Here is a 24,636-nt window from a genome sequence, read left to right on the forward strand (position 1 = left end):
AGAGATTAGTTGAGGCAGAAGGACTTACGCAGAAAAACGCCGCGAACTGTCGCGGCGTTGGAGTAGCGGATTCAGCGAGGAATCATGCAAAAGTATCGATCAGCGTCCCAAGCATTTCATCGGATGCCTTGGCGACTTTGACGCCCAGTTCCACCTGGAACTTGCCGTGAGACATCTCGACCATATTGCTGGCCAAGTCCGATTGCTGGCTGCGGTCTACCGAGCGCAAGCGATCGACCTGAATCTCGGAGGATTGACTGGTGACCGAACGCTCGATGGTGTTGTTGGCGATCTGCCCCGAAGCCTGATCGACACGGTTCTGCCCTGTCTGAATAGTGCTCAGACCGGCATAAAAAGCGGTGTTTCCTGAGATTTCCATGGGGGAACTCGTCCTACAAAGGATCAACAGCGGCCATTGAACCAGACACGCCGACAAAAGGCCCGACAAAAACACTAATAGCACAGTGCCTTGTCATAGGTAAAAACCAAGCCAACAATCTCAGTCCAGCAAATCCAGCTGCAGATGCGCGGCCACCGCGTCGGCTGTCACTGACTTGAGTTTCGGCACCCGCCCCAGGCATGGAGCGGGAATCCGTTCGGCCAGCGTCGCAAGGTTCTCTTCCAGGCGCGAGGTCTTCGGATCGATGATATTGGCCACCCACCCTGCCAACTGCAAACCATCCCGTGCGATCGCTTCGGCTGTCAGCAGTGCATGATTGATGCAACCCAGCCGCACACCGACCACCAGGATCACCGGCAGCCCCAGCGCCATCGCCAGGTCCGACAGATTGTCCTGATCCGCCAACGGCACTCGCCAGCCGCCAGCGCCTTCGATCAAGGTGAAATCGGCCTGCATATCGAGAATCTGCCGCATCGGTGTCAACAGGGATTGCACGGTCAACGCCACGCCAGCCTCCCGCGCCGCCAGATGCGGTGCAATCGCCGGTTCGAACGCGACCGGATTGACCTGATCGTAGGTCAACGGTATCGAACACTCGGCAAACAGTGCCAGCGCATCGGCGTTGCGCAATCCCATGGGCGTCAGCTCGCAACCGGAGGCCACCGGTTTGCCCGCTGCCGTGCTCAAGCCCGCCAATCGCGCGGCATGCAGCAAACCTGCGGCGACGGTGGTCTTGCCGACATCGGTGTCAGTACCGGTGATGAAATAGGCTGCGCTCATAAGGGTTTCTCCACCACGGCGTAAACCACTTGATAAGTCGCCGGCAATCCCTGTGCCTGACGAAACTGCTCGTAAGCCTCGATCAGGCCAAGGATCCGCGCCCTGCCGGTCAAACCGCCCGGCCGACCGGGGTTCAGGTTGTGCGCCCCAAGTGCCTTGAGCTCATGGGTCAGGCTGCGGACATCGGGGTAATGCAACACATGTGGATGTGTTTCAAGGCTGATGACCTTCAAGCCACTTCCCGCGCAAAGCTGCTGGTAAACACCGAACTCGCGGAAGCGGTTGACGTGCACCATGCCATCCACCTGACGCCAGCTATCGCGCAATTCGTACAGAGTGCCTACACATAGACTAGCAAACGCGAAAATTCCGCCCGGTTTCAGTACCCGATACGCTTCATTGAGCACCGAGGCGAAATCCGCACACCATTGCACCGCCAGGCTGGAGAAGACCAGGTCGCAGGTCGAGTCCTGCAACGGCAAGCGCTCCGCATCGCCCGCGATGAAATGAGTCGCGCCGCCCAAGGGACGGGCGTGATTGAGCATGCCTTCTGCGATGTCCAACGCCACGCCAGCGCTCGCAGGAAACTTCTCCGCCAAGGCTCGGCTGAAATACCCTGTGCCGCAGCCCATATCCAGCCAACGAGCAGGGACAAAATCCTCCGGCAACCGACGCAACAACTCGCTGCCCACGTCGCGCTGTAATTCGGCCACGCTGTCGTAGCTCGCCGCCGCACGGGAAAAGGACGCCGCCACCTGGCGTTTGTCGGGCAAGCCGCCAGGCAGGTTGGGAAGGGATAAATCAGTCATCACCGAACTCATGCAAAAAGGCCTGAATCGCCCCCGCCACACCGTGGGGGTCTTCCAGAAGAAACGCGTGACTGGCCTGTTCAATCAGACCGATTTCGACGTCTGGTAGCAGTGCCAGCAAGTCCCCGGCAGCTTCGGCCGGGACTAGCCCGTCGAGACCGGCGAACAAGTGCAGTTGCGGGCCGCGAAACGCTTGCAACGCTTGCCGGGTATCCAGCTGAGCGAGCAACTCCAGGCCGCTCATCAGCACCGGTGAAGACGTATGCGGTGCACCCGCGAGCAACAGCCGCGATATCCCGCGCGGGTCTTCGGCACCTTGGGCGCACAGCAGCGAAAAACGTTTCAACGTCATGCGCGAGTCAGCTTTGCAGCCGGCCAGAAACGCATCGAAGGTCTCGCCGGGCATCGCGCTCGACCATTGTTCATGGGCGACAAAAGAAGGGTTACTCGCCAGCGTCACCAAGCCGCAACAGCGGTCACCCCGTCGCGCCGCCAATTCGGACGCCAGCATGCCGCCCAATGACCAGCCACCGAGCCAGGCATCCTGTGGCAACGTCGAGTCCAACTCATCGAGCCATTCTTCAAGGTCGCTCGATTCCAGTTCCGGAAACGGCTCGATCTCGACGCGCAGGTGCTCATCCAAACCCTGCAAGGCCGCCGCCAAGGGTTCCAGCGGCGAAATCCCGAGACCCCAACCCGGCAGCAGAATCAGACGATCACGCATGGCTTGGCTCCGGTCCCAGTTGTTGAAAACAATCGGCCAGTCCATTTAACAATAGCTGTACCTGCGCCTCGCTGTGAGCGGCGGTCAGGGTGACGCGCAAGCGTGCGCTGCCTGCGGGCACAGTCGGTGGACGGATTGCCGTCACCATCAGACCGCGCTCGCGCAGCATTTGCGACAGCCGGACCGCGCGTCCGGCATCGCCAATCATGATCGGCTGGATCGGCGTGAAGCTGTCCATCAGCTCCAGGCCAATCTGTTCGGCGCCTTGGCGGAACTGGCGAATCAGCGTATTCAGATGCTCGCGTCGCCAGTGTTCGCTACGCAACAGCTCAAGGCTTTTCAGCGTCGCACAGGCCAGCGCCGGCGGTTGGCTGGTGGTGTAGATGTAAGGGCGAGCGAACTGGATCAGGCTTTCGATCAGCTCTTCACTGCCAGCCACAAAAGCACCGGCCGTACCGAACGCCTTGCCGAGGGTGCCGACCAACACTGGCACGTCTTCCTGACTCAGACCGAAATGCTCGACGATCCCGCCGCCATTGGCCCCCAGCGGACCAAAACCGTGAGCGTCATCGACCATCAGCCAGGCACCTTTGGCCTTGGCTTCCCGCGCCAGCGCCGGCAGGTCGGCGATGTCACCGTCCATGCTGAACACGCCATCGGTGACTACCAGCGTATTGCCGGTGGCCTTCTCAAGGCGCTTGGCCAGACTGGCCGCATCGTTATGCAGATAGCGATTGAAACGCGCGCCGGACAGCAACCCGGCATCCAGCAGCGACGCGTGATTGAGCCGGTCTTCCAGCACCGTATCACCCTGCCCGACCAATGCGGTGACCGCGCCGAGGTTGGCCATGTAACCGGTGGTGAATAGCAATGCTCGCGGGCGCCCGGTGAACTCGGCGAGGGCTTCTTCCAGTGCGTGATGAGGGCCGCTGTGGCCGATCACCAAATGCGAAGCGCCACCACCCACGCCCCAACGCGACGCCCCTGCGCGCCAGGCTTCGATCACTTGTGGGTGATTGGCCAGGCCCAGGTAATCGTTGTTACAGAACGCCAGCAATGGCTGACCATCGACCACCACTTCCGGGCCCTGAGGGCTCTCGAGCAGCGGGCGCTGACGGTAAAGGTTTTCGGCACGACGGGCAGCAAGGCGCGCGCTGAGATCGAAAGACATGCAGACCTCGCGAGTAGGCAAAAGGTATAGCTTCTGTAGGAGCGAGGCTTGCCCGCGAACCAGGCACCTCGGTCAATCTGAATGACCGAGGCGCTTCATTCGCGGGCAAGCCTCTCTCCTACAGGTTTGGCGTCGATCAGACAGCAGCGTTATAGAACTGCTCGCTGCTCTTCTGCTCCACCAGTGCCTGTTCGATGGCGGCCTGATGCACTTCGTCGGCGTGCTCTTCGCGCGCTTCCGGCAGGATGCCCAGACGCGAGAACAGTTGCATGTCCTTGTCCGCCTGCGGGTTGGCGGTGGTCAGCAGTTTTTCGCCGTAGAAAATCGAGTTGGCGCCGGCAAAGAACGCGAGGGCCTGCATCTGCTCGTTCATCGCTTCGCGGCCGGCGGACAGGCGCACGTGGGATTTCGGCATCAGAATGCGAGCGACAGCGAGCATGCGGATGAAGTCGAACGGGTCGATGTCGTCAGCATTTTCCAGTGGCGTACCGGCGACTTTCACCAGCATGTTGATCGGCACAGACTCTGGATGCTCCGGCAGGTTCGCCAGCTGGATCAGCAGGTTGGCGCGGTCGTCGAGGGACTCGCCCATGCCGAGAATGCCACCGGAGCAAATCTTCATCCCCGAATCACGCACGTAAGCCAGGGTTTGCAGGCGCTCGCTGTACGTACGGGTGGTGATGATGCTGCCGTAGAACTCAGGCGAGGTGTCGAGGTTGTGGTTGTAGTAATCCAGGCCGGCTTCGGCCAGGGCGACGGTCTGGTCCTGATCGAGACGACCGAGGGTCATGCAGGTTTCCAGGCCCATGGCTTTCACGCCTTTGACCATCTCCAGCACGTACGGCATGTCTTTGGCCGACGGGTGTTTCCACGCCGCGCCCATGCAGAAACGGGTCGAACCGATGGCCTTGGCGCGAGCGGCCTCTTCGAGGACCTTCTGCACTTCCATCAGTTTTTCTTTTTCCAGGCCAGTGTTGTAGTGGCCGGACTGCGGACAATATTTGCAATCTTCCGGGCAAGCACCGGTTTTGATCGACAGCAGCGTCGAGACCTGGACGCGGTTGGCGTCGAAATGCGCGCGGTGCACCGTCTGCGCCTGGAACAACAGGTCGTTGAATGGCTGAACGAAGAGTGCTTTGACTTCGGCCAAAGACCAGTCATGACGCAGGGTTGCAGTGGTGCTGGCGCTCATGGGCGTTTCCTTGTTTATGCTTGGCAAGCGGCTGGGGAATGGAATACCCACAGACGCGACACGGATGTTCGGCATATTTAAGGAAGAGCGATGCGCTGTCAACCACGATACGAAGGACCGGTTTACATCTGGTTAAAAAACAAACAAACCTGTTTGCTCTGCGCAGAAGCCGCAGACGACACCACGCCAATCTGCATGGCCTGCGAAACCGAGTTGCCCTGGCTGGGCGATCACTGCCAAACCTGCGCCCTGCCCTTACCCGCCACGGGCCTGACGTGCGGCCAATGCTTGAAACAACCGCCAGCGTTTGAGCGAGTTGCCGCCCCCTGGGCTTACAGCTTTCCCGTCGACACTTTGATCACTCGGTTCAAGCACAGCGCAAAGTGGCCGTTTGGCCGCCTGCTCGCCGAACTTCTTGCTCAATTCCTGCAACATCGCTTCGATGAAGATCTGGATCGGCCCGATGCGCTGATACCGGTACCACTGGCCGCCAAACGTCTGCGTCAGCGAGGTTTCAACCAGGCAGCGATGCTCGCCCGCTGGCTCAGCGTCAGCCTCGACATTCCTTGTGATGAAACGCTGTTACTGAGAATCCAGGACACCAGCGCGCAACAAGAGCTGAATGCCGACGCCCGCAAAAAGAATCTGCGCCACGCCTTTGCCCTGACGCCCGCGGCTTCGATCAAGGGCCGCCACTTCGCATTGGTCGACGACGTGCTGACCACCGGCGCCACCGCCCAGGCACTGGCTCGCTTGTTGATGGAGGCGGGCGCCGCGCGAGTCGATGTCTACTGCCTGGCCCGCACCCCAAAACCTGGCGATGGAGCCTGACTTGACTCCCGTGCGCCTAGCCGCCAACGTCCTCCCCATCGCCACAGCCCAAAGCATCTCGCCATGTCCTTGCCTCCATTGTTGTCCCAGCACATTGTCCGTCGTCCGCAACGCATCGCGTTGTTGCAACACATCGCCGAACAAGGCTCGATCACCCGCGCCGCAAAAAGCGCGGGCCTGAGTTACAAGGCGGCGTGGGATGCCATCGACGAGCTGAACAACCTCGCGCAGAAACCGCTGGTGGAGCGCAGCGTCGGCGGCAAGGGCGGTGGCGGCGCCAAATTGTCCAGCGAAGGCGAACGCGTGTTACGCCTGTATCAAAAGCTGCAAGCCTTGCAGGCTCAGGTGCTGGAAGCCGCCGAAGAGGCCAGTGACCTGGACCTGCTCGGTCGCCTGATGCTCAGAACCAGCGCGCGCAATCAACTGCACGGCAAGGTCGTGGCGATCGATGCACAGGGACGCAACGACCGCATCCGTCTTGAACTGGCTGAAGGCTTGCGTATCGATGCGCAGATCACTCACGACAGCACTCTGCGCCTGGAACTGCAAACCGGCACCGAAGTGGTGGCACTGATCAAGGCCGGTTGGCTGGAACTGCTGGACATCAATCAAGCCGCGACGCCCGGCAACAATTGCCTGAAGGGCATGATCGAAGAAATCCTCGACGCCGAAGACGGTCCCAGCGAAGTGCGCATCGGCCTGCCCAATGGCCAGACACTTTGCGCCCTGGCCGAGTCGCAGTACCTGAAAACCCTCGGGCTTGCTGACGGTAAACCGGTGCAGGTGCAGTTCGCGCCATCCAACATCCTGCTCGGCACACCGCTGTAAATCAGACATTCGCAACTCCGTAGCAGCTGCCGCAGGCTGCGTTCGGCTGCGCAGCAGTCGCGATCCGGCGCCGGGAATCGCGCTGGCAGTTTACGATCGCTTCGCAATCGAACGCAGCCTTCGGCAGCTGCTACAAAAATACAGCAGGCTGCAACAAAACCTTCATCGACCACCATTAAGGTGACTGCAAAAACCCGCAGGGAGCCTGATGTGAGCCTATTAGAAGACAACCAACCCACCGACCTCGAAAAGATGGTTGGCCTCAGCCGTCGAGGCTTCATCAGCGCTGGTGCCCTCTGCGGTGCAGCGATGTTTCTCGGTGGCAATTTGCTGAGTCGCAGTGTGCTGGCCGCCAGCGTCAGCGCCGGCTCCAGCAAACTGTTGGGTTTTGACAGCATCGCCGCCGCCACGACCGACGCCATCACCCTGCCGCCGGGCTACAAGTCCTCGGTGCTGATCAGCTGGGGCCAGCCACTGCAAAACAATGGCCCGGCGTTCGACCCGAGCGGTAACGGCACCGCCGAGGCGCAGGAAGTCCAGTTCGGCGATAACAACGACGGCATGAGCCTGTTCGAATTCCCCGGTGAAAAAGACCGGGCGCTGATGGCAATCAACAACGAATACACCAACTACCGCTACCTCTACCCCCACGGCGGCATGCCGCAATCGGCCGAAGACGTGCGCAAGGCCCTGGCCTGCGAAGGCGTCTCGGTAATTGAAGTGCAGCGCAAGAACGGCCAGTGGCAGTTCGTCCAGGGCTCGCGCTACAACCGGCGCATTCACGGTAACGCCCCCATCAAACTGAGCGGCCCTGCAGCGGGTCACAAGCTGATGAAAACCAGCGCCGACAAACACGGCAAGAAAGTCCTCGGCACCTTCCAGAACTGCGCCAACGGCAAGACGCCGTGGGGCACTTATCTGACCTGCGAAGAGAACTTCACCGACTGCTTCGGCAGTAGCAATGCCGAGCAGAAGTTTGATGCCGCGCAGAAACGCTACGGCGCGGTGGTGGCCAGCAAAGATATCAACTGGCATCAACACGATCCGCGCTTTGATCTGGCGAAGAACCCCAACGAACTCAACCGCCACGGTTGGGTGGTGGAAATCGACCCGTTCGATCCGCAGTCGACGCCGGTCAAACGCACCGCGCTGGGCCGCTTCAAACATGAAAACGCCGCACTGGCCGAAACCAATGACGGTCGCGCCGTGGTGTACATGGGCGACGACGAACGTGGCGAGTTCATCTACAAATTCGTCAGCCGCGACAAGATCAACCACAAAAACCCCAAGGCCAACCGCGACCTGCTGGATCACGGCACCTTGTACGTGGCGCGTTTCGATGCGGGCGACGGCAATGCCGATCACCCCAAAGGCCAAGGCCAGTGGATCGAACTGACCCACGGCAAGAACGGCATCGATGCCAACAGCGGTTTTGCTGATCAGGCCGAAGTGCTGATTCATGCACGCCTCGCAGCCAGCGCCGTCAACGCCACGCGCATGGACCGTCCGGAATGGATCGTCGTCAGCCCCAAGGACGGCCAGGTTTATTGCACCCTGACCAACAACGCCAAACGCGGCGAAGAAGGCCAACCGGTGGGCGGGCCGAACCCGCGCGAGAAGAACGTTTACGGGCAGATCCTGCGCTGGCGCACCGACCGCGACGATCACGGCTCGAAAAGTTTTGCCTGGGACCTGTTTGTGGTTGCCGGCAACCCGGGTGTCCACGCCGGTACGCCCAAGGGCGGTTCGTCGAACATCACTCCGCAGAACATGTTCAACAGCCCGGACGGCTTGGGTTTCGACGAGGCAGGGCGTTTGTGGATCCTCACAGATGGCGATTCGAGCAACGCAGGTGACTTCGCGGGCATGGGCAATAACCAGATGCTCTGTGCCGACCCGGTGACCGGTGAGATCCGCCGCTTCATGGTCGGGCCGGTGGGCTGCGAGGTGACGGGGATCAGCTTCTCGCCAGATCAGAAAACCCTGTTTGTCGGGATTCAGCATCCGGGGGAAAACGGTGGGTCGACGTTCCCCGAGCATCTGCCCAACGGCAAGCCACGGTCTTCGGTGATGGCGATTTCCCGCGAGGATGGCGGGATCGTCGGCGCCTGATAAACGCCCCCTTCATGATCATTCCCCCGCTCTGCGTGGGAATGCAGCCCGGGACGCTCTGCGTCCCAAAATCGGACGCGGAGCGTCCGGTGAGGCATTCCCACGCAGAACGTGGGAACGATCCCATGGGAACGATCCCCCTAAAGACAGCCCGTCTGCGCTACCATGTTTGGCCGGACGCGGCAGCCTGCTGCGCGCAGGAGTCAGCATGGCCCACCCGTTTGCAACCCTCACCCCCGATCTCGTGCTCGATGCCGTCGAAAGCATCGGCTTTCTCAGTGACGCACGCATTCTGGCGCTCAATAGCTACGAGAACCGCGTCTATCAGGTCGGTATCGAAGACTCCGAGCCGCTGATCGCCAAGTTCTACCGTCCGCAGCGTTGGACCAACGAAGCGATTCTCGAAGAGCACCAATTCACCTTCGAACTCGCCGAGTGCGACGTACCGGTGGTCGCGCCAATGATCCACAACGGTGCCAGCCTGCACGAACACAACGGTTTCCGTTTCACCCTGTTCCCCCGCCGTGGCGGCCGAGCCCCGGAGCCGGGCAATCTCGATCAGTTGTATCGCCTGGGCCAGTTGCTGGGTCGACTGCATGCAGTCGGTGCTACCAAACCGTTCGAACACCGTGAAGCGCTGGGAGTGAAGAACTTCGGTCATGACTCGCTGACGACCCTGCTCGAAGGCAATTTCGTACCCAAAAGTTTGCTGCCGGCCTACGAGTCCGTGGCCCGCGATCTGCTCAAGCGCGTCGAAGAGGTCTACAAGGCCACGCCGCACCAGAACATCCGCATGCATGGCGATTGCCACCCCGGCAACATGATGTGCCGCGACGAGATGTTCCACATCGTCGACCTCGACGACTGCCGCATGGGCCCGGCAGTGCAGGATATCTGGATGATGCTCGCGGGTGATCGTCAGGAATGTCTGGGACAGTTGTCGGAATTGATGGACGGCTACAACGAATTCCACGACTTCGATCCGCGGGAACTGGCGCTGATCGAACCGCTGCGCGCCTTGCGCCTGATGCACTACAGCGCCTGGCTCGCCCGGCGCTGGGATGACCCGGCCTTCCCGCGCAGCTTTCCGTGGTTCGGCACCGAGCGCTATTGGGGCGATCAAGTGCTGGCGCTGCGTGAGCAACTCGCCGCACTCAATGAAGAACCACTGAAGCTGTTCTGACGAACCAAATCCAATGTGGGAGCAGGCTTGCTCGCGAATACGGTTTCACATTCAACAGAGATGTTGACTGAATGACCGCTTTCGTGAGCAAGCCTGCCCCCACAAGGTCCGCGACATATCCCGACAAATCTCCTTACAATCCCCCTCTTTGTTAGCTGCCTAAGCAAGGATTCTCATGCAAGCCGCCAACCCGCGTCGCGGGTACATCCTGGGCCTGAGTGCCTACATCATTTGGGGCCTGTTCCCGCTCTACTTCAAAGCCATCGCCAGCGTGCCCGCCGTGGAGATCATCATCCACCGAGTGCTGTGGTCCGCGCTGTTTGGCGCTTTGCTGCTGCTCGTCTGGAAGCATCCCGGCTGGTGGCGCGAGCTGCGTGAAAATCCGCGGCGGCTGGCAATCCTGGCCCTGAGCGGCACGTTGATCGCCGCCAACTGGCTGACCTACGTCTGGTCGGTGAACAACGGACGCATGCTCGAAGCCAGCCTCGGTTACTACATCAACCCGCTGGTAAATGTGTTGTTGGGGATGCTGATCCTCGGCGAACGGCTGCGGCGCATGCAATGGCTGGCGGTTGGCCTGGCGGCGGTCGGTGTTGCGCAGCAAGTGTGGCAGGTCGGCAGCCTGCCGTGGGTGTCGCTGGTGCTTGCATTGACCTTCGGCTTCTACGGACTGATCCGCAAGCAGGCACCGGTCAAGGCGCTGCCGGGACTGGTGGTGGAAACCTGGATGCTGGTGCCGATTGCCGTCGCCTGGTTGCTGTTCAATCCGACGGCGAGCAGCGCGCAAGCCGAATTCTGGACCACCTCCGAAGCCTGGTGGCTGGTGGCTGCAGGTCCGGTGACGCTGGTGCCGCTGGTGTGTTTCAACGCCGCCGCCCGGCACTTGCCCTACACCACCCTCGGGTTTCTCCAGTACCTGGCGCCGACGCTGGTGTTGTTGCAAGCCGTTTTGCTGTTTGGCGAGCACTTGTCGTCCAGCACGCTGGTGGCGTTCATCTTTATCTGGGCCGGTCTGGCGGTTTACAGCGTCGACGCGTGGATAAGTCTGCGCCGCCGTAGCTGATCAGAAAACGTACAAAGCTCTACAGGCCACGTCTCCCGTGGCCTGCATCCATCCTTCCCAAGGTTATCCACAGTGTGATCCCCGGCGTTTGTGCGCAAGTCACTGAAACTGCTGGTTTTTTGATCAGATCCTGAAGAGCACCGGCCGACGTGGCCTGGCGAAGTGTCTCTACAGGTTATCCACAGGCAGGTGCACGTATAACTTGGATAACCTTTTCAGGGTTCGCTGCGCAGTACCAATTCGACCATCAGATCGTCTGCCAGGGTTTCCAGGCGCGATTGCAGCACCTCCAGCGACAAGGTCAGTGGCACCGCAAGAATCGCCTCGGCATGGAACAGCGGCTCGCTGCTCATGGGCGCCGGCCGAACTTCGGTCACCAACTGCTCCAGGTTCACCCCCTGCTCACTCAACAGACGCGTAATGTCTCGCACAATGCCCGGACGATCATTGCCCACCAGTTCCATGGCAATCGGCTTCCAGGTGCAGGACTGTTCGATGCCACTTTCGGCGATCAGCACGCGGATGCCCTGGGTCGACAGTCCTTGCAGGGCGTCTACCAGTTCATCGTAGGCTTCAGCCGGCACGCCCACCCGAAGAATCCCGGCGAACTGTCCGGCCATACGCGACATGCGGCTCTCCAGCCAGTTACCGCCATGCTCGGCAATGCATTGAGCAATGCGCTCGACCTGCCCGGGCTTGTCTGGAGCGATTACAGTGAGTACGAGATGGTCCATGGCGCAGCCCTCTGGTCATGACTTTTGTTATAGAAAAACAAGTATAGGCAAGGGGTTGATGGGTGCCTGGAGTAGATTCGATTGTGTGTTGAATCGACCGGCCCTTTCGCGGGCACCACCAATAATCCTGCCAAATCATAAATCGTGTACAAGTTTCTATATTTAACTGGAACAATCCAATAGTTTTTTGAGAACATCCCGTTCCCCGGCATGACCGCAATGCGTCATGGGGTCGCAGAACGACGTAATTAGTCTAATTTTCACAACCGCAATTCATCATGTAGTATGCCGCAGCGCGCACTACATAACGCTGAATCGATGTCTGCCGCAGGCGCCGCCGCAACCCTGAAAGCCCAGTCAGCAAGGCCGCAAGGCCGTTGATCGGATCGAACCCAGCCGCCAGCAATGGCATGTACTGGTAGAAGGGTTTGTGGTTTAAATGGCCAGAGGCTTCATTGTTAAATTGAAGAGCTGAAAAGCGAAATAGCTGAGCAGAGTGAGGCAAGCAATGACTGAACACGTTCAAGTCGGTGGCCTGCAGGTCGCCAAAGTCCTGTTCGACTTCGTGAACAACGAAGCCATTCCCGGTACCGGCCTCACCGCCGATAAGTTCTGGGCCGGTGCCGACAAGGTCATTCATGACCTGGCGCCGAAGAACAAAGCCCTACTCGCCAAACGCGATGATTTCCAGGCTCGTATCGATGGCTGGCACCAGTCCCGTGCCGGTCAACCACACGACGCAGTGGCCTATAAAGCCTTCCTGCAAGACATCGGTTATCTGCTGCCAGAAGCGGCTGATTTCCAGGCAACGACACAAAACGTCGATGACGAAATCGCCCGCATGGCCGGTCCACAACTGGTGGTGCCGGTGATGAACGCGCGCTTCGCGCTCAATGCCTCGAATGCCCGCTGGGGTTCGCTGTATGACGCGCTCTACGGCACCGACGCCATCAGCGAAGCGAACGGCGCGGAAAAAGGCAAAGGCTACAACAAGGTTCGCGGCGACAAGGTCATCGCCTTCGCCCGCGCCTTCCTCGACGAAGCCGCGCCCTTGGCTGCCGGCTCCCACGTCGACTCCACCGGCTACAAGATCGTTGACGGCAAATTGGTCGTCGCTCTCAAAGGCGGTAGCAACACCGGTCTTCACAACGATGCCCAACTGATCGGCTTCCACGGCGACGCAGCTGCACCGACCGCAATTCTGCTGAAAAACAACGGCCTGCACTTCGAAATCCAGATCGATGCCAGCACCCCGGTCGGCCAGACCGACGCGGCCGGTGTCAAAGACATCCTGATGGAAGCCGCGCTGACCACCATCATGGACTGCGAAGACTCGGTTGCCGCGGTCGATGCCGATGACAAAGTAGTGATCTACCGCAACTGGCTCGGCTTGATGAAGGGCGATCTGTCGGAAGAAGTCTCCAAGGGCGGTCAGACCTTTACTCGCACCATGAACGCCGATCGCACCTATACCGCCCCAGATGGCAGCGAACTGAGCCTGCACGGTCGTTCCCTGTTGTTCGTGCGCAACGTCGGTCACCTGATGACCATCGACGCGATCCTCGATAAGGACGGCAACGAAGTACCGGAAGGTATTCTCGATGGTCTGGTGACTTGCCTCGCGGCGATCCACAGCCTCAACGGCAACAACTCGCGCAAGAACAGCCGCACCGGCTCGGTCTATATCGTGAAGCCGAAGATGCACGGCCCGGAAGAAGCGGCGTTCACCAACGAGCTGTTCGGTCGCATCGAAGACGTCCTCGACTTGCCGCGCAACACCCTCAAAGTCGGGATCATGGACGAGGAGCGCCGTACAACGGTCAACCTCAAGGCCTGCATCAAGGCGGCCAGCGAGCGCGTAGTGTTCATCAACACCGGTTTCCTCGACCGCACGGGCGATGAAATCCACACCTCCATGGAAGCCGGCCCGATGGTGCGCAAGGCCGACATGAAGGCTGAGAAATGGATCAGCGCCTACGAGAACTGGAACGTCGACATCGGCCTGAGCACTGGCCTGCAAGGTCGTGCCCAGATCGGTAAAGGCATGTGGGCCATGCCGGACCTGATGGCCGCGATGCTCGAACAGAAAATCGCCCACCCAATGGCCGGCGCCAACACCGCCTGGGTTCCCTCGCCGACCGCCGCCGCGTTGCACGCGCTGCATTACCACAAGGTCGATGTATTCGCCCGTCAGGCCGAACTGGCCAAACGTGCTCGCGCTTCGGTGGACGACATCCTGACCATTCCGTTGGCGGTGAACCCGCAGTGGACTGCGGAACAGATCAAGAACGAACTGGACAACAACGCCCAGGGCATTCTTGGCTACGTGGTGCGCTGGATCGACCAGGGCGTGGGTTGTTCGAAAGTGCCGGATATCAATGATGTCGGCCTGATGGAAGACCGTGCGACGCTGCGTATTTCCAGCCAGCACATCGCCAACTGGTTGCGCCACGGCATCGTCACTGAAGATCAGGTGATGGAAAGCCTCAAGCGCATGGCGCCGGTGGTTGACCGTCAGAACGCCAACGACCCGCTGTACCGTCCGCTGGCACCGAACTTCGACAGCAACATCGCCTTCCAGGCGGCGGTCGAACTGGTGGTCGAAGGCACCAAACAGCCGAACGGCTATACCGAGCCGGTTCTGCACCGTCGTCGTCGCGAGTTCAAGGCTGGCCTTTGAGTAAACGCTGACGCCGGACATGAAAAAGCCCTGATCGAAAGATCGGGGCTTTTTTGCTTCAGATTGATCGTTCCCACGCGGAGCATTGGAACGATCACGACAAAGGCTCAATCCCCAGCTCATGCTTGACCAATTCAAGCAATTTACCGCTATCGATAGGTTTGAGCAGAAAGTCCACGACGTGCAAATGCATGGCTTCGATCGCATCCTTCACGTCGGCATCACCGGAAACGATGATGACCGGCAACGCCGCACGCGCCGACTCCCGCACCTGACGGATCAAATCCAGACCGTCAATGTGGCCCATCCGCAGGTCGGTAATCACCAGACCGATCGATGGCTTCTCCTCCAGCATCTTGAGCGCGGTTTCGCCGCTGGCCGCCGTCATGCACCGAATGCCGTCCAGTCCCAGAATTTCCGACAGCAACTCCCTGGAGTCCTTATCGTCATCGACGATCAGTACCCGCTGCGGGGGCAAGTCAGGTTCCAACATAACGGCACTGAGCGCTTCGCGCTCGGCATCACTCAAAATATCGTGGTCGGACATGGCTTTCTCAACGTTTTCGATTCGATCCCTGACACAGTGGTCAGACATCGCTCAGCAGACTTCAATGTGCACTTCGTCGGAAACATTTCCAATAGGCAATGTAGGAGGTTTTTCCCACAGTTGCGTCAGACATTTCCCATATTTCGGCCACCGCACTGCCTACCTAGACTTACGTCCAATGGGCACCCTGCCTTCAGGGGCCGACCATGCCTGTAACGATCTGACACAACGATCCGACACAACAATCAGAAAAAGACTGCGGTAATGGTTATGAGTAAAGCGGACGCCTTCACCCAGGCAGGGAAAACCGCGGTGTTGCAGAACATCCAGGGCACTTTGCAATTCCTCCAGCGCTTCCCGCCGTTCAATCAGATGGAAAACGCCCACTTGGCCTATCTGGTCGAGCAATGTCAGCTGCGTTTTTATGCCCCCGGCGAGAGCATCATCAAGCCTGCCGATGGCCCGGTTGAGCATTTCTACATCGTCAAACAGGGCCGGGTCGTGGGCGAACGTCCGCACACTGCCAAGGGCGGGACCGAAACCACCTTCGAAATCACCACCGGCGAGTGTTTCCCCCTCGCCGCGCTACTGGGGGAACGGGCGACTCGCACCGAACATCTGGCGGCCGAAGATACCTTTTGCCTACAGCTGAATAAGCTGGCGTTCATCAAGCTGTTCGCACTTTCCAGCCCGTTTCGCGACTTTGCCCTACGCGGTGTCAGCAGTTTGCTGGATCAGGTCAATCAACAAGTCCAGCAAAAAGCCGTGGAAACCCTCGGTACCCAGTACTCGCTCAATACCCGGCTGGGCGAACTGGCGATGCGTCACCCGGTGACCTGCAGCCCGATCACCCCCCTGCGTGAAGCCGTGACGCTGATGCACGATCAGCAAGTCGGCAGCATTGTGGTGGTCGATGAGCAAAAAGCGCCGCTGGGCATTTTCACCCTGCGCGACTTGCGACATGTGGTGGCCAACGGCACCAGCGATTTCAATGAAGCCATCGAAGGGCACATGACCCGGGCGCCGTTTTACCTGACGCCGGACCACAGCGCCTTCGACGCCGCGATTGCCATGACCGAGCGCCACATCGCCCACGTCTGCCTGGTCAAGGACCAGCGCCTGTGCGGCGTGGTCTCGGAACGCGATCTGTTTTCCCTGCAAAGGGTCGATCTGGTGCATCTGGCGCGGACCATTCGCAGTGCCCACAAGCTGGAAAACCTGGTGGCGATGCGCGGCGAAATCGGCCAATTGGTGGAACGGATGCTGGCCCACGGCGCGTCCTCGACCCAGATCACCCACATCATCACCCTGCTCAACGACCACACCGTGTGCCGGGTGATCGAACTGGTGCTCGCTGAGAAGGGTGACCCCGGCGTGCCGTTCAGTTGGCTGTGTTTCGGCAGCGAAGGCCGCCGCGAGCAGACACTGCACACCGATCAGGACAACGGCATTCTGTTCGAAGCCCGCGACGCGGCCCACGCCGCCGAGATTCGCGGCAAGTTGCTGCCCATCGCCCAGCAGATCAATCAGAACCTGGCGCTGTGCGGCTTCACCCTGTGCAAAGGCAACATCATGGCCGGCAATCCCGAGCTGTGTTTGTCCCGGGCCGAATGGGCGCGACGTTTTGCGGCGTTTATCCGCGAGGCGACACCGGAAAACCTGCTGGGGTCGAGCATCTATTTCGACCTGCGCGTGGTCTGGGGCGACGAGCGAGGCTGCGAGCAGCTGCGCCAGGGCATTCTCGATCAGGTCGGCGACAACCGCTTGTTCCAGCGGATGATGGCCGAGAACGCCCTGCGCAACCGCCCGCCCGTGGGCCGTTTCCGCGAATTCGTGCTGGCTCGCAAGAATGGCGAGAAAGCCACCCTCGATCTGAAACTCCAAGGCTTGACCCCTTTCGTCGATGGCGCTCGCGTTTTGGCTCTGGCCCACGGCATCGACACCAACAATACCCTGGAGCGCTTTCGTCAATTGGTGGCCAAAGAGGTCATCGAACGGCTGGACGGCGCGGCGTACGAAGAGGCGTATCACTTCATCCAGCAAACCCGCATGCAGCAACATCAGCTACAGACTCGGGAGAATTTGCCCTACTCCAACCGCGTCGATCCTGACAGCCTCAATCATCTGGACCGACGCATCCTGCGTGAATCCCTGCGCCAGGCCCAACGCCTGCAAAGCAGCCTGAGCCTGCGGTATCAGTTATGAGCCTGTTTTCATGGCTACGCCCGGTCAGCCCCATTTTGCCCGGCGAACTGCAACAACGTCTGGAGCGCTTGCCTGCCGTGGCCGAGCTGGGCGATTGCAGCCTGCGCGAACAGCGCTGGGTGGTACTCGACCTGGAAACCACCGGGCTGAACCTGAACAAGGATCGGCTGTTGTCCATCGGCGCGGTGGTGATCGAGGACGGGGCGATCGATTTCAGCCAGCAGTTCGAACGCACGCTGCAATGCAGCGAACTCAAACTCGGCCCCAGCGTGTTGATTCATGGTCTCGGCCCCAGCGCCATTGCTGCCGGCAGCGACCCCGCGCAGGCCCTGCTCGAATTCATGGAATTCGTCGGCGACAGTCCGGTGCTGGCGTTTCATGCGCCGTTCGACCAGCACATGCTGGGGCGCGCACTGAAAGAACATCTGGGCTACAAGTTGCAGCATCCGTTTCTGGACGTGGCAGACATTGCGCCGCTGCTGTGCCCGCAGGCGCATTTTCGCGAGGCCGGGCTGGACGAGTGGATCGATTGGTTCAAGCTGGAGGTCTTCGAACGGCATAACGCCAGTGCCGATGCCTTGGCGACGGCGGAGCTGGTGCTGATTTTATTCAGCCGGGCGCGACAGCAGCAGATTCATAGCCCGTTGAATTTGCAGCAGCGGCTGAGTCAGTGGAAACGGCGGCGGCAAGCGCCTTCGTTCTAGATCTTCGGTGACTGTTCGGGCCCCATCGCGGGCAAGCCACGCTCCCACAGTTTTTGCGTCGTTTGCGAAATCGGCAGACGACGCAAAACCTGTGGGAGCGTGGCTTGCCCGCGATGAACGATAACTCGGTCCGACTGGATATTCCCCCGCCAAAACCACCCGACCAGCACCAATTGCTTACCTCCCCCGCCTCTGCCACAATCGCGAACAATTCTCGTTACTTAACACTTCCCATTCGGTGATGTTGCGTGTCGTCAGTCCAAAGCCCCCAGAGTGAACTCGTTGGTGCGTTGTATCGCGACCATCGCAGTTGGCTGTTGGCTTGGCTGCGGCGCAATGTGGCCTGCCCGCAAAGGGCCGAAGACCTGAGTCAGGACACCTTTGTGCGCTTGCTGGGCCGTGACGAACTAAAGGCGCCTCGCGAACCCCGGGCATTTCTGGTGGCGATCGCCAAGGGTCTGCTGTTCGACTACTTCCGCCGCGCCGCGCTGGAACAGGCCTACCTCACCGAGTTGATGCTGATTCCCGAAGGCGAACAACCGTCGGTAGAAGAACAGCAACTGATCCTCGAAGACCTCAAAGCCATCGACCACCTGCTGGGCAAGCTCTCGAGCAAGGCCCGGGCGGCGTTTCTCTATAACCGTCTCGACGGCCTCGGCCACGCAGAAATCGCCGAGCGTCTGGGTGTATCAGTGCCGCGTGTTCGCCAATACCTGGCCCAGGGCATTCGCCAGTGCTACATCGCGTTGTACGGTGAGCCGGTATGAGCCCGGTGAACTCCAAGCCCGTGTCGGCGCAAGTGCTGGATGCCGCGATCGCCTGGCAACTGTCGCTGGATTCCGGCAATGCGGTCGAGCGCGAAGAATTCGCCAAATGGCACGCCGCCCACGAAGAACATGCTCGGGCCTGGCGTCAGTTGGGCATGCTCGACCAGCGTTTCAGCGTCACCAACGGCCCGGCCCGCACCGCCTTGCTGCAATCGCGCGAAAGCATCCGCCGACGGGTGCGCAAGCTAGGCAGCGGTCTGGCCAGCATCGTCACGGTGATCGGCCTGGCGCTGTTCGCCGGTGATCGTTATCTGCCCATCGACTATTGGCTGGCCGATCAGCGCACCGCCACCGGCGAGCAGCGCACTCTACGCCTGACCGACGGCACGTTGATCAACCTCAACACCCACAGCGCAGTGGATGTGCGTTTCGATGAGACGCAACGACTGATCGTCCTTCAGGAAGGGGAAATCCTCGTCGAAACCGGCCATGGCGATGCCCGGCCGTTTATTGTCGAAACCCGCGAAGGCAGCATGCGTGCATTGGGAACGAGGTTCCTGGTCAAGCGTGAAGACGAAGGCACGCGCCTGAGCGTATTGAAGTCAGCGGTAGCCGCCCATCCCGAATCGAGCCCCGAGGAACAGATCCTGCGCGAAGGCCAGCAAGTGCTGATGCGCAGCAATGGCCTGGGCCCGATCATTGCCCTCAACCTCGGCGCCGATGCCTGGACTCGCGGCATGCTGGTGGTGGACAACGCGCGGCTGGAAGATCTGGTCCAGGAGCTCGGCCGCTATCGTCGTGGGCATCTTGGCGTCACCCCCGAAGTCGCCGACCTGCGCATCACCGGCAGCTTCCCCTTGAACGATACCGACAAGGCGCTGAGTGCACTTTTACCGACCCTGCCAGTGCAGATCGAACAGCACACGCCATGGTGGGTAACGGTCGCGAAGGCTGACGCCAAGCCCTGAGATTTTTTTGCTGACCCGACGCCATCGCGGGCAAGCCCGCTCCCACAGGTTTTGTGTCGTTCACAGAATTCCCGCTTGACACAAAACCTGTGGGAGCGTGGCTTGCCCGCGATGGGGCCATCTGCCTCACCGCAATTGATGAATCGAAATTATTTTCATCTCGCCCTATCACTTTTGAATTCTCGTCCGGCACCTAGGCAATTGAGAAATATTTCCATTCAGGAGCCGCTGTATGTCCCGTTCGCTAGACACCGTGTTGCGCCCCCGTTTGCTGGCGGTCGCCATTGCCCTTTGCGCCCCCTTGGCCAGCAACCCATTGATTGCCGCCGAACAGGCGTCCAGCGTTCGCGCCTACAACCTGCCGGCTGCGCCATTGGCCAGCACTCTGAACCAGATTGCCAGCCAAGCCGGTCTGGCGCTGTCGTTGAATCCATCGCTGGCGGCGGGCAAGACCTCGGCCCCGGTGAACGGTCAGTTCAACGCCACCGGCGCCCTGCGTGAAGCCTTGCGCGGCACCGGTCTGCAACTGGAACAGAGCAGCGCCGGCACCTACAGCCTGGTGGCCGTGCCCGAGGGTGTGATGGCGTTGCCGGAAACCGCCGTCATTGGCCTGCAAAATGCGGAAACAGCCTGGAGCCCGGTCGAAGGTTACGTTGCCACGCGCACCGCCGCTGGCACCAAGACCGACACCGCCCTGGTCGAAGCGCCGCGTTCGATTTCCGTCGCCACTCGCCAGCAAATGGAAGATCGCGGTGTGCAAAACCTCGATGACGCTGTGCGCTACATGCCAGGCATCGTCGCCAGCAGCTACGGCAGCGACACCCGCGCCGACTGGTTGCTCGTGCGCGGTTTCGAACCGACGCAATTCCTCGATGGCCTGCCACTGCCAAAAGGCGTGTACGCCAACCCGAAACAGGAAACCTGGAACCTCGAACGCCTCGCTCTGCTGCGCGGCCCGGCCTCATCGGTTTACGGCCAGACCCCGCCAGGCGGCTTGCTGGACATGGTCAGCCGCCGTCCCAGCGCCGAGTCGAGCAATGAAATCCAGCTGCAATACGGCAGCGACAACCATCGTCAAATCAGCTTCGCCAGCACCGGCAAGATCGATGACGAAGGCCGGTTTCTCTATGGCCTGAGCGGTGTATTGCGCGACAGCGGCACACAGGTCGATCACATCGACAACAAACGCTACAACATTGCACCGAGCCTGACCTGGAACATCGACCCTGACACCAAGTTCACGCTGCTGACGCAATTTACCCGCGACGATACAGGCATCACCAGCCAGTTCCTGCCGGTGCAAGGCACGAAGATCCATTCGCCGCTCGGCAATATCTCCCATCACAAAAACCTCGGTGACCCCGACTGGGAATACTACGACCGCACCTACTACGCGCTGGGCTACGCCTTTGAACATCGCTTGAACGATGTCTGGCAGTTCAAGCAGAACCTGCGGTACACCAAATCGGACCTGTCCTTCCAGGCCCTCACGCCGGGCGCTTACCCGTTCACCCAGGTCGACGCCCAAGGCAACGTGGGTCGCTCGAGCACCAGTGTCGACGAAGACATCAGCCAGTTCGCCGTGGACAACAACTTCCAGGGTGACTTTGCAACCGGCGACATCCGCCACACACTGCTGATCGGTCTTGATCACCAGCGTACCAACAGCAACTACACCTCGATCTTCGGCGACGGTCTGACCACCAACGTCAACAACCCGATCTATGGCCAGCCAATCGTTCGCCCATTACGCTCGACGGCGTTCTATGACTATGACCAGAAGACCTATCAGACCGGCTTGTACATCCAGGACCAAATGGCCCTCGACCAATGGCGTCTGACGCTCGGTGGTCGTGAGGACTGGGTCCACACGGGCACCAAATTCTTCAACAAGGGGGATGCCACCAACACCGAACGGGACAAGAAATTCAGCGGCAACGCAGCGATCAGCTATGTGTTCGACTCGGGCTTCGTGCCCTACCTGTCCTACGCCGAGTCGTTCCAGCCGACCAGCAAAGCCACGGCATCGCCGACCGAGTCGTTCAAGCCGACTGAAGGCAAGCAGTGGGAACTGGGCATCAAGTACCAACCGCCGGGCAGCAACACCCTGCTGACGGCTGCGGTCTATGACCTGACCCAGAAAAACGTCTCCGTCACCACGACCAACTCGGACAACGTCTCGATTACCAGCCAGACCGGCGAAGTGAAGGTCAAAGGACTGGAGCTGGAAGCCGTTTCCGACGTCACCGACAACCTGAAAGTCATCGCCGCCTACACCCTGGCCAAGTCCGAAGTGCAAAAGGGCGACTTCAAGGGCAATCGCCTGCAATTGATGCCCAACCAGCAAGCGTCGCTGTGGGCCGATTACACCTGGCACAACGGTGTGCTGGATGGTTTCGGCATCGGTGCCGGCGCACGCTACACCGGCAATACCTATGGCGACCAGGGCAACACCTGGCTGGGCAAGGCTGACGCCTACACGGTGTTCGACGCGGCGGTCCATTACGACTTGGGCCGTCTGGATAACAGTCTGAAAGGTGCGTCGCTGGCACTGAATGCCACCAACCTGTTCGACAAGGACTACATCTCCACATGCGACAGCTTCTACTGCTACTACGGCGACCAACGCAGCGTCGTCGCCAGTGCTACGTACAAGTGGTAATCGCCTGAACTGACACGCGCCACGACCAGGCCGTCCTTCGAGGACGGCTTTGGTCTTTCTGAAGGCCATGAAATGAAAAGCAAAACCATCCGCCGCTGGTCATTCGTTCACACCTGGACCAGCCTGATCTGCGCGGTATTCCTGCTGATGCTGGCCCTCACCGGCCTGCCGTTGATCTTCCACCACGAGATCGACCATCTGCTGGGCGATACCGCCGAGTTGAAATCAATGCCGGCCGATACCCCGCAGCTGAATTTGCAGCAGCTGGTGCAGGCGGCTGAAAAGCATCGCCCCGGTGAGGTCATGCAGTATTTCGGCTACGACGACGAAGACCCCAACGGCGTGATCGCCATCATGGCGCCCACCGCCGGCACCGAGCCGAACTCGTCCCACACCTTCATGCTCGACGCTCGCACCGGCGAAGCGCTGGAAATGCCGTCGGCCAATGGCGGGCTGATGATGGTCATGCTGCGCTTGCACGTGGACATGTTCGCCGGCCTGCCGGGCAAGTTGCTGCTGGCGTTCATGGGGATTCTGTTTGTGCTGGCGATTGTTTCCGGAACGGTGCTGTACCTGCCGTTCATGCGGCGTTTGAAGTTCGCCACCGTGCGCCACGACAAATCCACCCGCCTGCGCTGGCTCGACCTGCATAACCTGATCGGCGTGGTAACGCTGACCTGGGCCCTGGTGGTCGGCGTGACCGGTGTGATCAGTGCCTGCGCCGACTTGCTGATCGCCGCGTGGCGCAACGACAGCCTGAGCGCGATGATCGCGCCTTACCGCGATGCGCCGCCGCTGACTCAATTGGCGCCTGCGACCCGTCTGCTCGACATCGCCAAAGAAGTCGCGCCGGGCATGCAGCCCGACTTCATCGCCTTCCCCGGCACGCGGTTTTCCAGCGAACACCATTACGCCGTCTTCATGAAAGGCAGCACCCAACTGACTTCGCACCTGCTGACGCCAGTGCTGATCGACGCCAGCACCCTGCAAGTCACGGCGGTGGCCGAGCGGCCGTGGTACATGGACGCCATGGGCATGTCGCAGCCGCTGCACTTCGGTGATTACGGCGGTATGCCGATGAAAATCCTCTGGGCGACCCTCGATGTGCTGACCATCATTGTGCTCGGCAGCGGAGTTTATTTGTGGGTGGTGCGGCGCAAGGTCGCGAAACCTGTGTTGGAAAACGCGGAGAGTCCAGCATGAGGCCGAGGCAGTCGAATTTCTGGAAGGTCTTCGCCACGCCCACTGTCATTGCCCTGCTCAGCGCTGCCGGGCTGTTTGCCGCATTGCTGGGCGATGGCGTGTGGGATGCATTGAGTTGGCTCGGGCTGGGCATCCCTGCCGCCCTCGCCTTGCGCGGATTGCTGCAACGTCACTGAACGGCTCGCTCCCACACTTAAACACTAAAGCGCTATGCTCCCGACACTGTCCATGATCGAGATGCCGACATGTCCGCCCCCAGCATGACCTTGTTCCACAATCCCGCGTCGCCCTTCGTTCGCAAAGTCATGGTGCTGCTGCACGAAACCGGTCAAACGGACCGCGTGGCGCTGCAAGCCAGCCAGCTCACGCCGGTCAACCCGGATCCGGCCCTCAACAAAGACAACCCGCTAGGCAAAATTCCAGCCCTGCGCCTGGCCGACGGCAACGTGATCTATGACAGCCGGGTGATTCTCGACTATCTCGATCACCAGCACGTCGGCAATCCGCTGATTCCCCGTGAAGGCTCGGCGCGCTGGCGGCGCTTGACCCTGGCTTCCCTGGCGGACGGGATCATGGATGCCGCCGTAATGATTCGCTATGAAGTGGCCCTGCGCTCGCCGGAAAAACATTGGGACGCCTGGCTCGACAGTCAGCGCGACAAGATTCGTCGCGCCCTGGCGCTGTTGGAGGCCGATGCGATTGCCGAGCTGACCAGCCATTTCGATGTGGCGGCGATCAGTGTGGCCTGTGCCTTGGGTTACCTGGATCTGCGCCATCCGGATCTGGAATGGCGCAAAGAGAATCCGAAGCTGGCGCAGTGGTATTTCGAAGTGAGTCAGCGGCCTTCGATGATTGCGACGATGCCCAAGGTTTAGATATTCGCTGGCTGTACCGGCCTCTTCGCGAGCAGGCTCGCTCCCACATTTAATCTTTGGTGTGCACAACTTTTGTGTTCACTGGAGATCTTTTGTGGGAGCGAGCCTGCTCGCGATGGCACCACATCGGATCCAACGGAAACAACCCGGCAATCCGCGTCGCCAACACCTCTCCCACCCGCTGATCCTCGCGCAACC

At 60.3% G+C, this 24,636-nt stretch carries 23 protein-coding genes; 14 read left to right on the forward strand and 9 right to left on the reverse strand.

What is annotated here, in order from left to right; translation table 11 throughout:
* Positions 1–82: 82 nt before the first annotated feature.
* The 6 genes from PSH97_RS25625 to bioB all read right to left on the reverse strand — a co-directional run bounded on the left by PSH97_RS25625 (position 83) and on the right by bioB (position 5,076).
* Positions 83–379 carry a pyrroloquinoline quinone biosynthesis protein PqqE gene (locus PSH97_RS25625; RefSeq protein WP_305447158.1) on the reverse strand — a complete coding sequence of 99 codons (297 nt, stop codon included), beginning with the start codon at positions 377–379 and terminating at the stop codon, positions 83–85.
* Positions 380–499: 120 nt separating this feature from the next.
* Complete coding sequence (gene bioD / locus PSH97_RS25630) at positions 500–1,180, reverse strand: dethiobiotin synthase (RefSeq protein WP_305447159.1); 681 nt, start codon at positions 1,178–1,180, stop codon at positions 500–502.
* On the reverse strand, positions 1,177–1,989 hold the full coding sequence (gene bioC / locus PSH97_RS25635; RefSeq protein ID WP_305447160.1) for a malonyl-ACP O-methyltransferase BioC: 813 nt from the start codon (positions 1,987–1,989) through the stop codon (positions 1,177–1,179). Before bioC ends, bioD begins: the two co-directional genes overlap by 4 nt.
* The gene (locus PSH97_RS25640) at positions 1,982–2,713 is read right to left on the reverse strand and encodes an alpha/beta fold hydrolase (RefSeq protein WP_305447161.1); all 732 of its coding nucleotides are present in this window, start codon (positions 2,711–2,713) and stop codon (positions 1,982–1,984) included. Before PSH97_RS25640 ends, bioC begins: the two co-directional genes overlap by 8 nt.
* Positions 2,706–3,884 carry an 8-amino-7-oxononanoate synthase gene (gene bioF, locus PSH97_RS25645; protein ID WP_305447162.1) on the reverse strand — a complete coding sequence of 393 codons (1,179 nt, stop codon included), beginning with the start codon at positions 3,882–3,884 and terminating at the stop codon, positions 2,706–2,708. The genes PSH97_RS25640 and bioF overlap by 8 nt, the downstream gene beginning before the upstream one ends.
* 136 nt (positions 3,885–4,020) lie before the next feature.
* Entirely contained in the window at positions 4,021–5,076 is a 1,056-nt protein-coding gene (bioB, locus tag PSH97_RS25650; RefSeq protein WP_038981183.1) for a biotin synthase BioB, read from the reverse strand.
* A gap of 90 nt (positions 5,077–5,166) precedes the next feature.
* On the opposite strand from bioB, the gene PSH97_RS25655 reads away from it, so the two are divergent.
* The 5 genes from PSH97_RS25655 to rarD all read left to right on the forward strand — a co-directional run bounded on the left by PSH97_RS25655 (position 5,167) and on the right by rarD (position 11,093).
* Positions 5,167–5,907 (forward strand): ComF family protein, encoded by a 741-nt coding sequence (locus PSH97_RS25655; protein ID WP_305447163.1) that lies wholly within the window; start codon positions 5,167–5,169, stop codon positions 5,905–5,907.
* A gap of 63 nt (positions 5,908–5,970) precedes the next feature.
* Positions 5,971–6,735, forward strand: a complete 765-nt coding sequence (locus PSH97_RS25660) for a TOBE domain-containing protein (RefSeq protein ID WP_305447164.1) — start codon at positions 5,971–5,973, stop codon at positions 6,733–6,735.
* A 210-nt stretch (positions 6,736–6,945) separates the two neighbouring features.
* Positions 6,946–8,847, forward strand: a complete 1,902-nt coding sequence (locus tag PSH97_RS25665; RefSeq protein ID WP_305447165.1) for a PhoX family protein — start codon at positions 6,946–6,948, stop codon at positions 8,845–8,847.
* Between the two features lie 208 nt (positions 8,848–9,055).
* The gene (locus PSH97_RS25670; protein ID WP_223487583.1) at positions 9,056–10,030 is read left to right on the forward strand and encodes a serine/threonine protein kinase; all 975 of its coding nucleotides are present in this window, start codon (positions 9,056–9,058) and stop codon (positions 10,028–10,030) included.
* Between the two features lie 175 nt (positions 10,031–10,205).
* Positions 10,206–11,093, forward strand: coding sequence for an EamA family transporter RarD (rarD, locus tag PSH97_RS25675; protein WP_038981175.1), 888 nt, complete (start codon positions 10,206–10,208; stop codon positions 11,091–11,093).
* A gap of 215 nt (positions 11,094–11,308) precedes the next feature.
* Here the strand turns inward: rarD and PSH97_RS25680 are convergent, their stop codons facing one another.
* Together PSH97_RS25680 and PSH97_RS25685 are read right to left on the reverse strand one after the other, a co-directional pair.
* Positions 11,309–11,827 carry a glycine cleavage system protein R gene (locus PSH97_RS25680; protein ID WP_038981174.1) on the reverse strand — a complete coding sequence of 173 codons (519 nt, stop codon included), beginning with the start codon at positions 11,825–11,827 and terminating at the stop codon, positions 11,309–11,311.
* A 253-nt stretch (positions 11,828–12,080) separates the two neighbouring features.
* Positions 12,081–12,353 carry a hypothetical protein gene (locus tag PSH97_RS25685; RefSeq protein WP_305447166.1) on the reverse strand — a complete coding sequence of 91 codons (273 nt, stop codon included), beginning with the start codon at positions 12,351–12,353 and terminating at the stop codon, positions 12,081–12,083.
* Between PSH97_RS25685 and PSH97_RS25690 the strand changes: the two genes are divergently transcribed.
* On the forward strand, positions 12,336–14,507 hold the full coding sequence (locus PSH97_RS25690) for a malate synthase G (protein WP_305447167.1): 2,172 nt from the start codon (positions 12,336–12,338) through the stop codon (positions 14,505–14,507). The two genes, PSH97_RS25685 and PSH97_RS25690, sit on opposite strands and share 18 nt — an antisense overlap.
* A gap of 94 nt (positions 14,508–14,601) precedes the next feature.
* On the opposite strand, the gene PSH97_RS25695 is transcribed toward PSH97_RS25690, so the two are convergent.
* Positions 14,602–15,054: a response regulator gene (locus PSH97_RS25695; RefSeq protein WP_305447168.1), complete on the reverse strand. Its 453-nt coding sequence runs from the start codon at positions 15,052–15,054 to the stop codon at positions 14,602–14,604.
* A 264-nt stretch (positions 15,055–15,318) separates the two neighbouring features.
* On the opposite strand from PSH97_RS25695, the gene PSH97_RS25700 reads away from it, so the two are divergent.
* The 8 genes from PSH97_RS25700 to PSH97_RS25735 all read left to right on the forward strand — a co-directional run bounded on the left by PSH97_RS25700 (position 15,319) and on the right by PSH97_RS25735 (position 24,438).
* Positions 15,319–17,259, forward strand: a complete 1,941-nt coding sequence (locus tag PSH97_RS25700) for a putative nucleotidyltransferase substrate binding domain-containing protein (RefSeq protein WP_305447169.1) — start codon at positions 15,319–15,321, stop codon at positions 17,257–17,259.
* Complete coding sequence (locus tag PSH97_RS25705; protein WP_305447170.1) at positions 17,256–17,963, forward strand: 3'-5' exonuclease; 708 nt, start codon at positions 17,256–17,258, stop codon at positions 17,961–17,963. Before PSH97_RS25700 ends, PSH97_RS25705 begins: the two co-directional genes overlap by 4 nt.
* Positions 17,964–18,211: 248 nt before the next feature.
* The gene (locus PSH97_RS25710) at positions 18,212–18,730 is read left to right on the forward strand and encodes an RNA polymerase sigma factor (protein WP_030129959.1); all 519 of its coding nucleotides are present in this window, start codon (positions 18,212–18,214) and stop codon (positions 18,728–18,730) included.
* On the forward strand, positions 18,727–19,698 hold the full coding sequence (locus tag PSH97_RS25715) for a FecR domain-containing protein (protein ID WP_305447171.1): 972 nt from the start codon (positions 18,727–18,729) through the stop codon (positions 19,696–19,698). The genes PSH97_RS25710 and PSH97_RS25715 overlap by 4 nt, the downstream gene beginning before the upstream one ends.
* Positions 19,699–19,930: 232 nt before the next feature.
* Entirely contained in the window at positions 19,931–22,360 is a 2,430-nt protein-coding gene (locus tag PSH97_RS25720) for a TonB-dependent siderophore receptor (protein ID WP_305447172.1), read from the forward strand.
* Positions 22,361–22,432: 72 nt separating this feature from the next.
* Positions 22,433–23,563, forward strand: coding sequence for a PepSY-associated TM helix domain-containing protein (locus tag PSH97_RS25725; RefSeq protein WP_305447173.1), 1,131 nt, complete (start codon positions 22,433–22,435; stop codon positions 23,561–23,563).
* Positions 23,560–23,739, forward strand: a complete 180-nt coding sequence (locus PSH97_RS25730; RefSeq protein WP_305447174.1) for a hypothetical protein — start codon at positions 23,560–23,562, stop codon at positions 23,737–23,739. Before PSH97_RS25725 ends, PSH97_RS25730 begins: the two co-directional genes overlap by 4 nt.
* Positions 23,740–23,808: 69 nt before the next feature.
* Positions 23,809–24,438, forward strand: coding sequence for a glutathione S-transferase (locus tag PSH97_RS25735; protein ID WP_305447175.1), 630 nt, complete (start codon positions 23,809–23,811; stop codon positions 24,436–24,438).
* Positions 24,439–24,636: the final 198 nt, after the last annotated feature.

It is taken from the genome of Pseudomonas cucumis (genome assembly GCF_030687935.1).
In the GTDB taxonomy this organism is placed as follows: domain Bacteria; phylum Pseudomonadota; class Gammaproteobacteria; order Pseudomonadales; family Pseudomonadaceae; genus Aquipseudomonas; species Aquipseudomonas cucumis.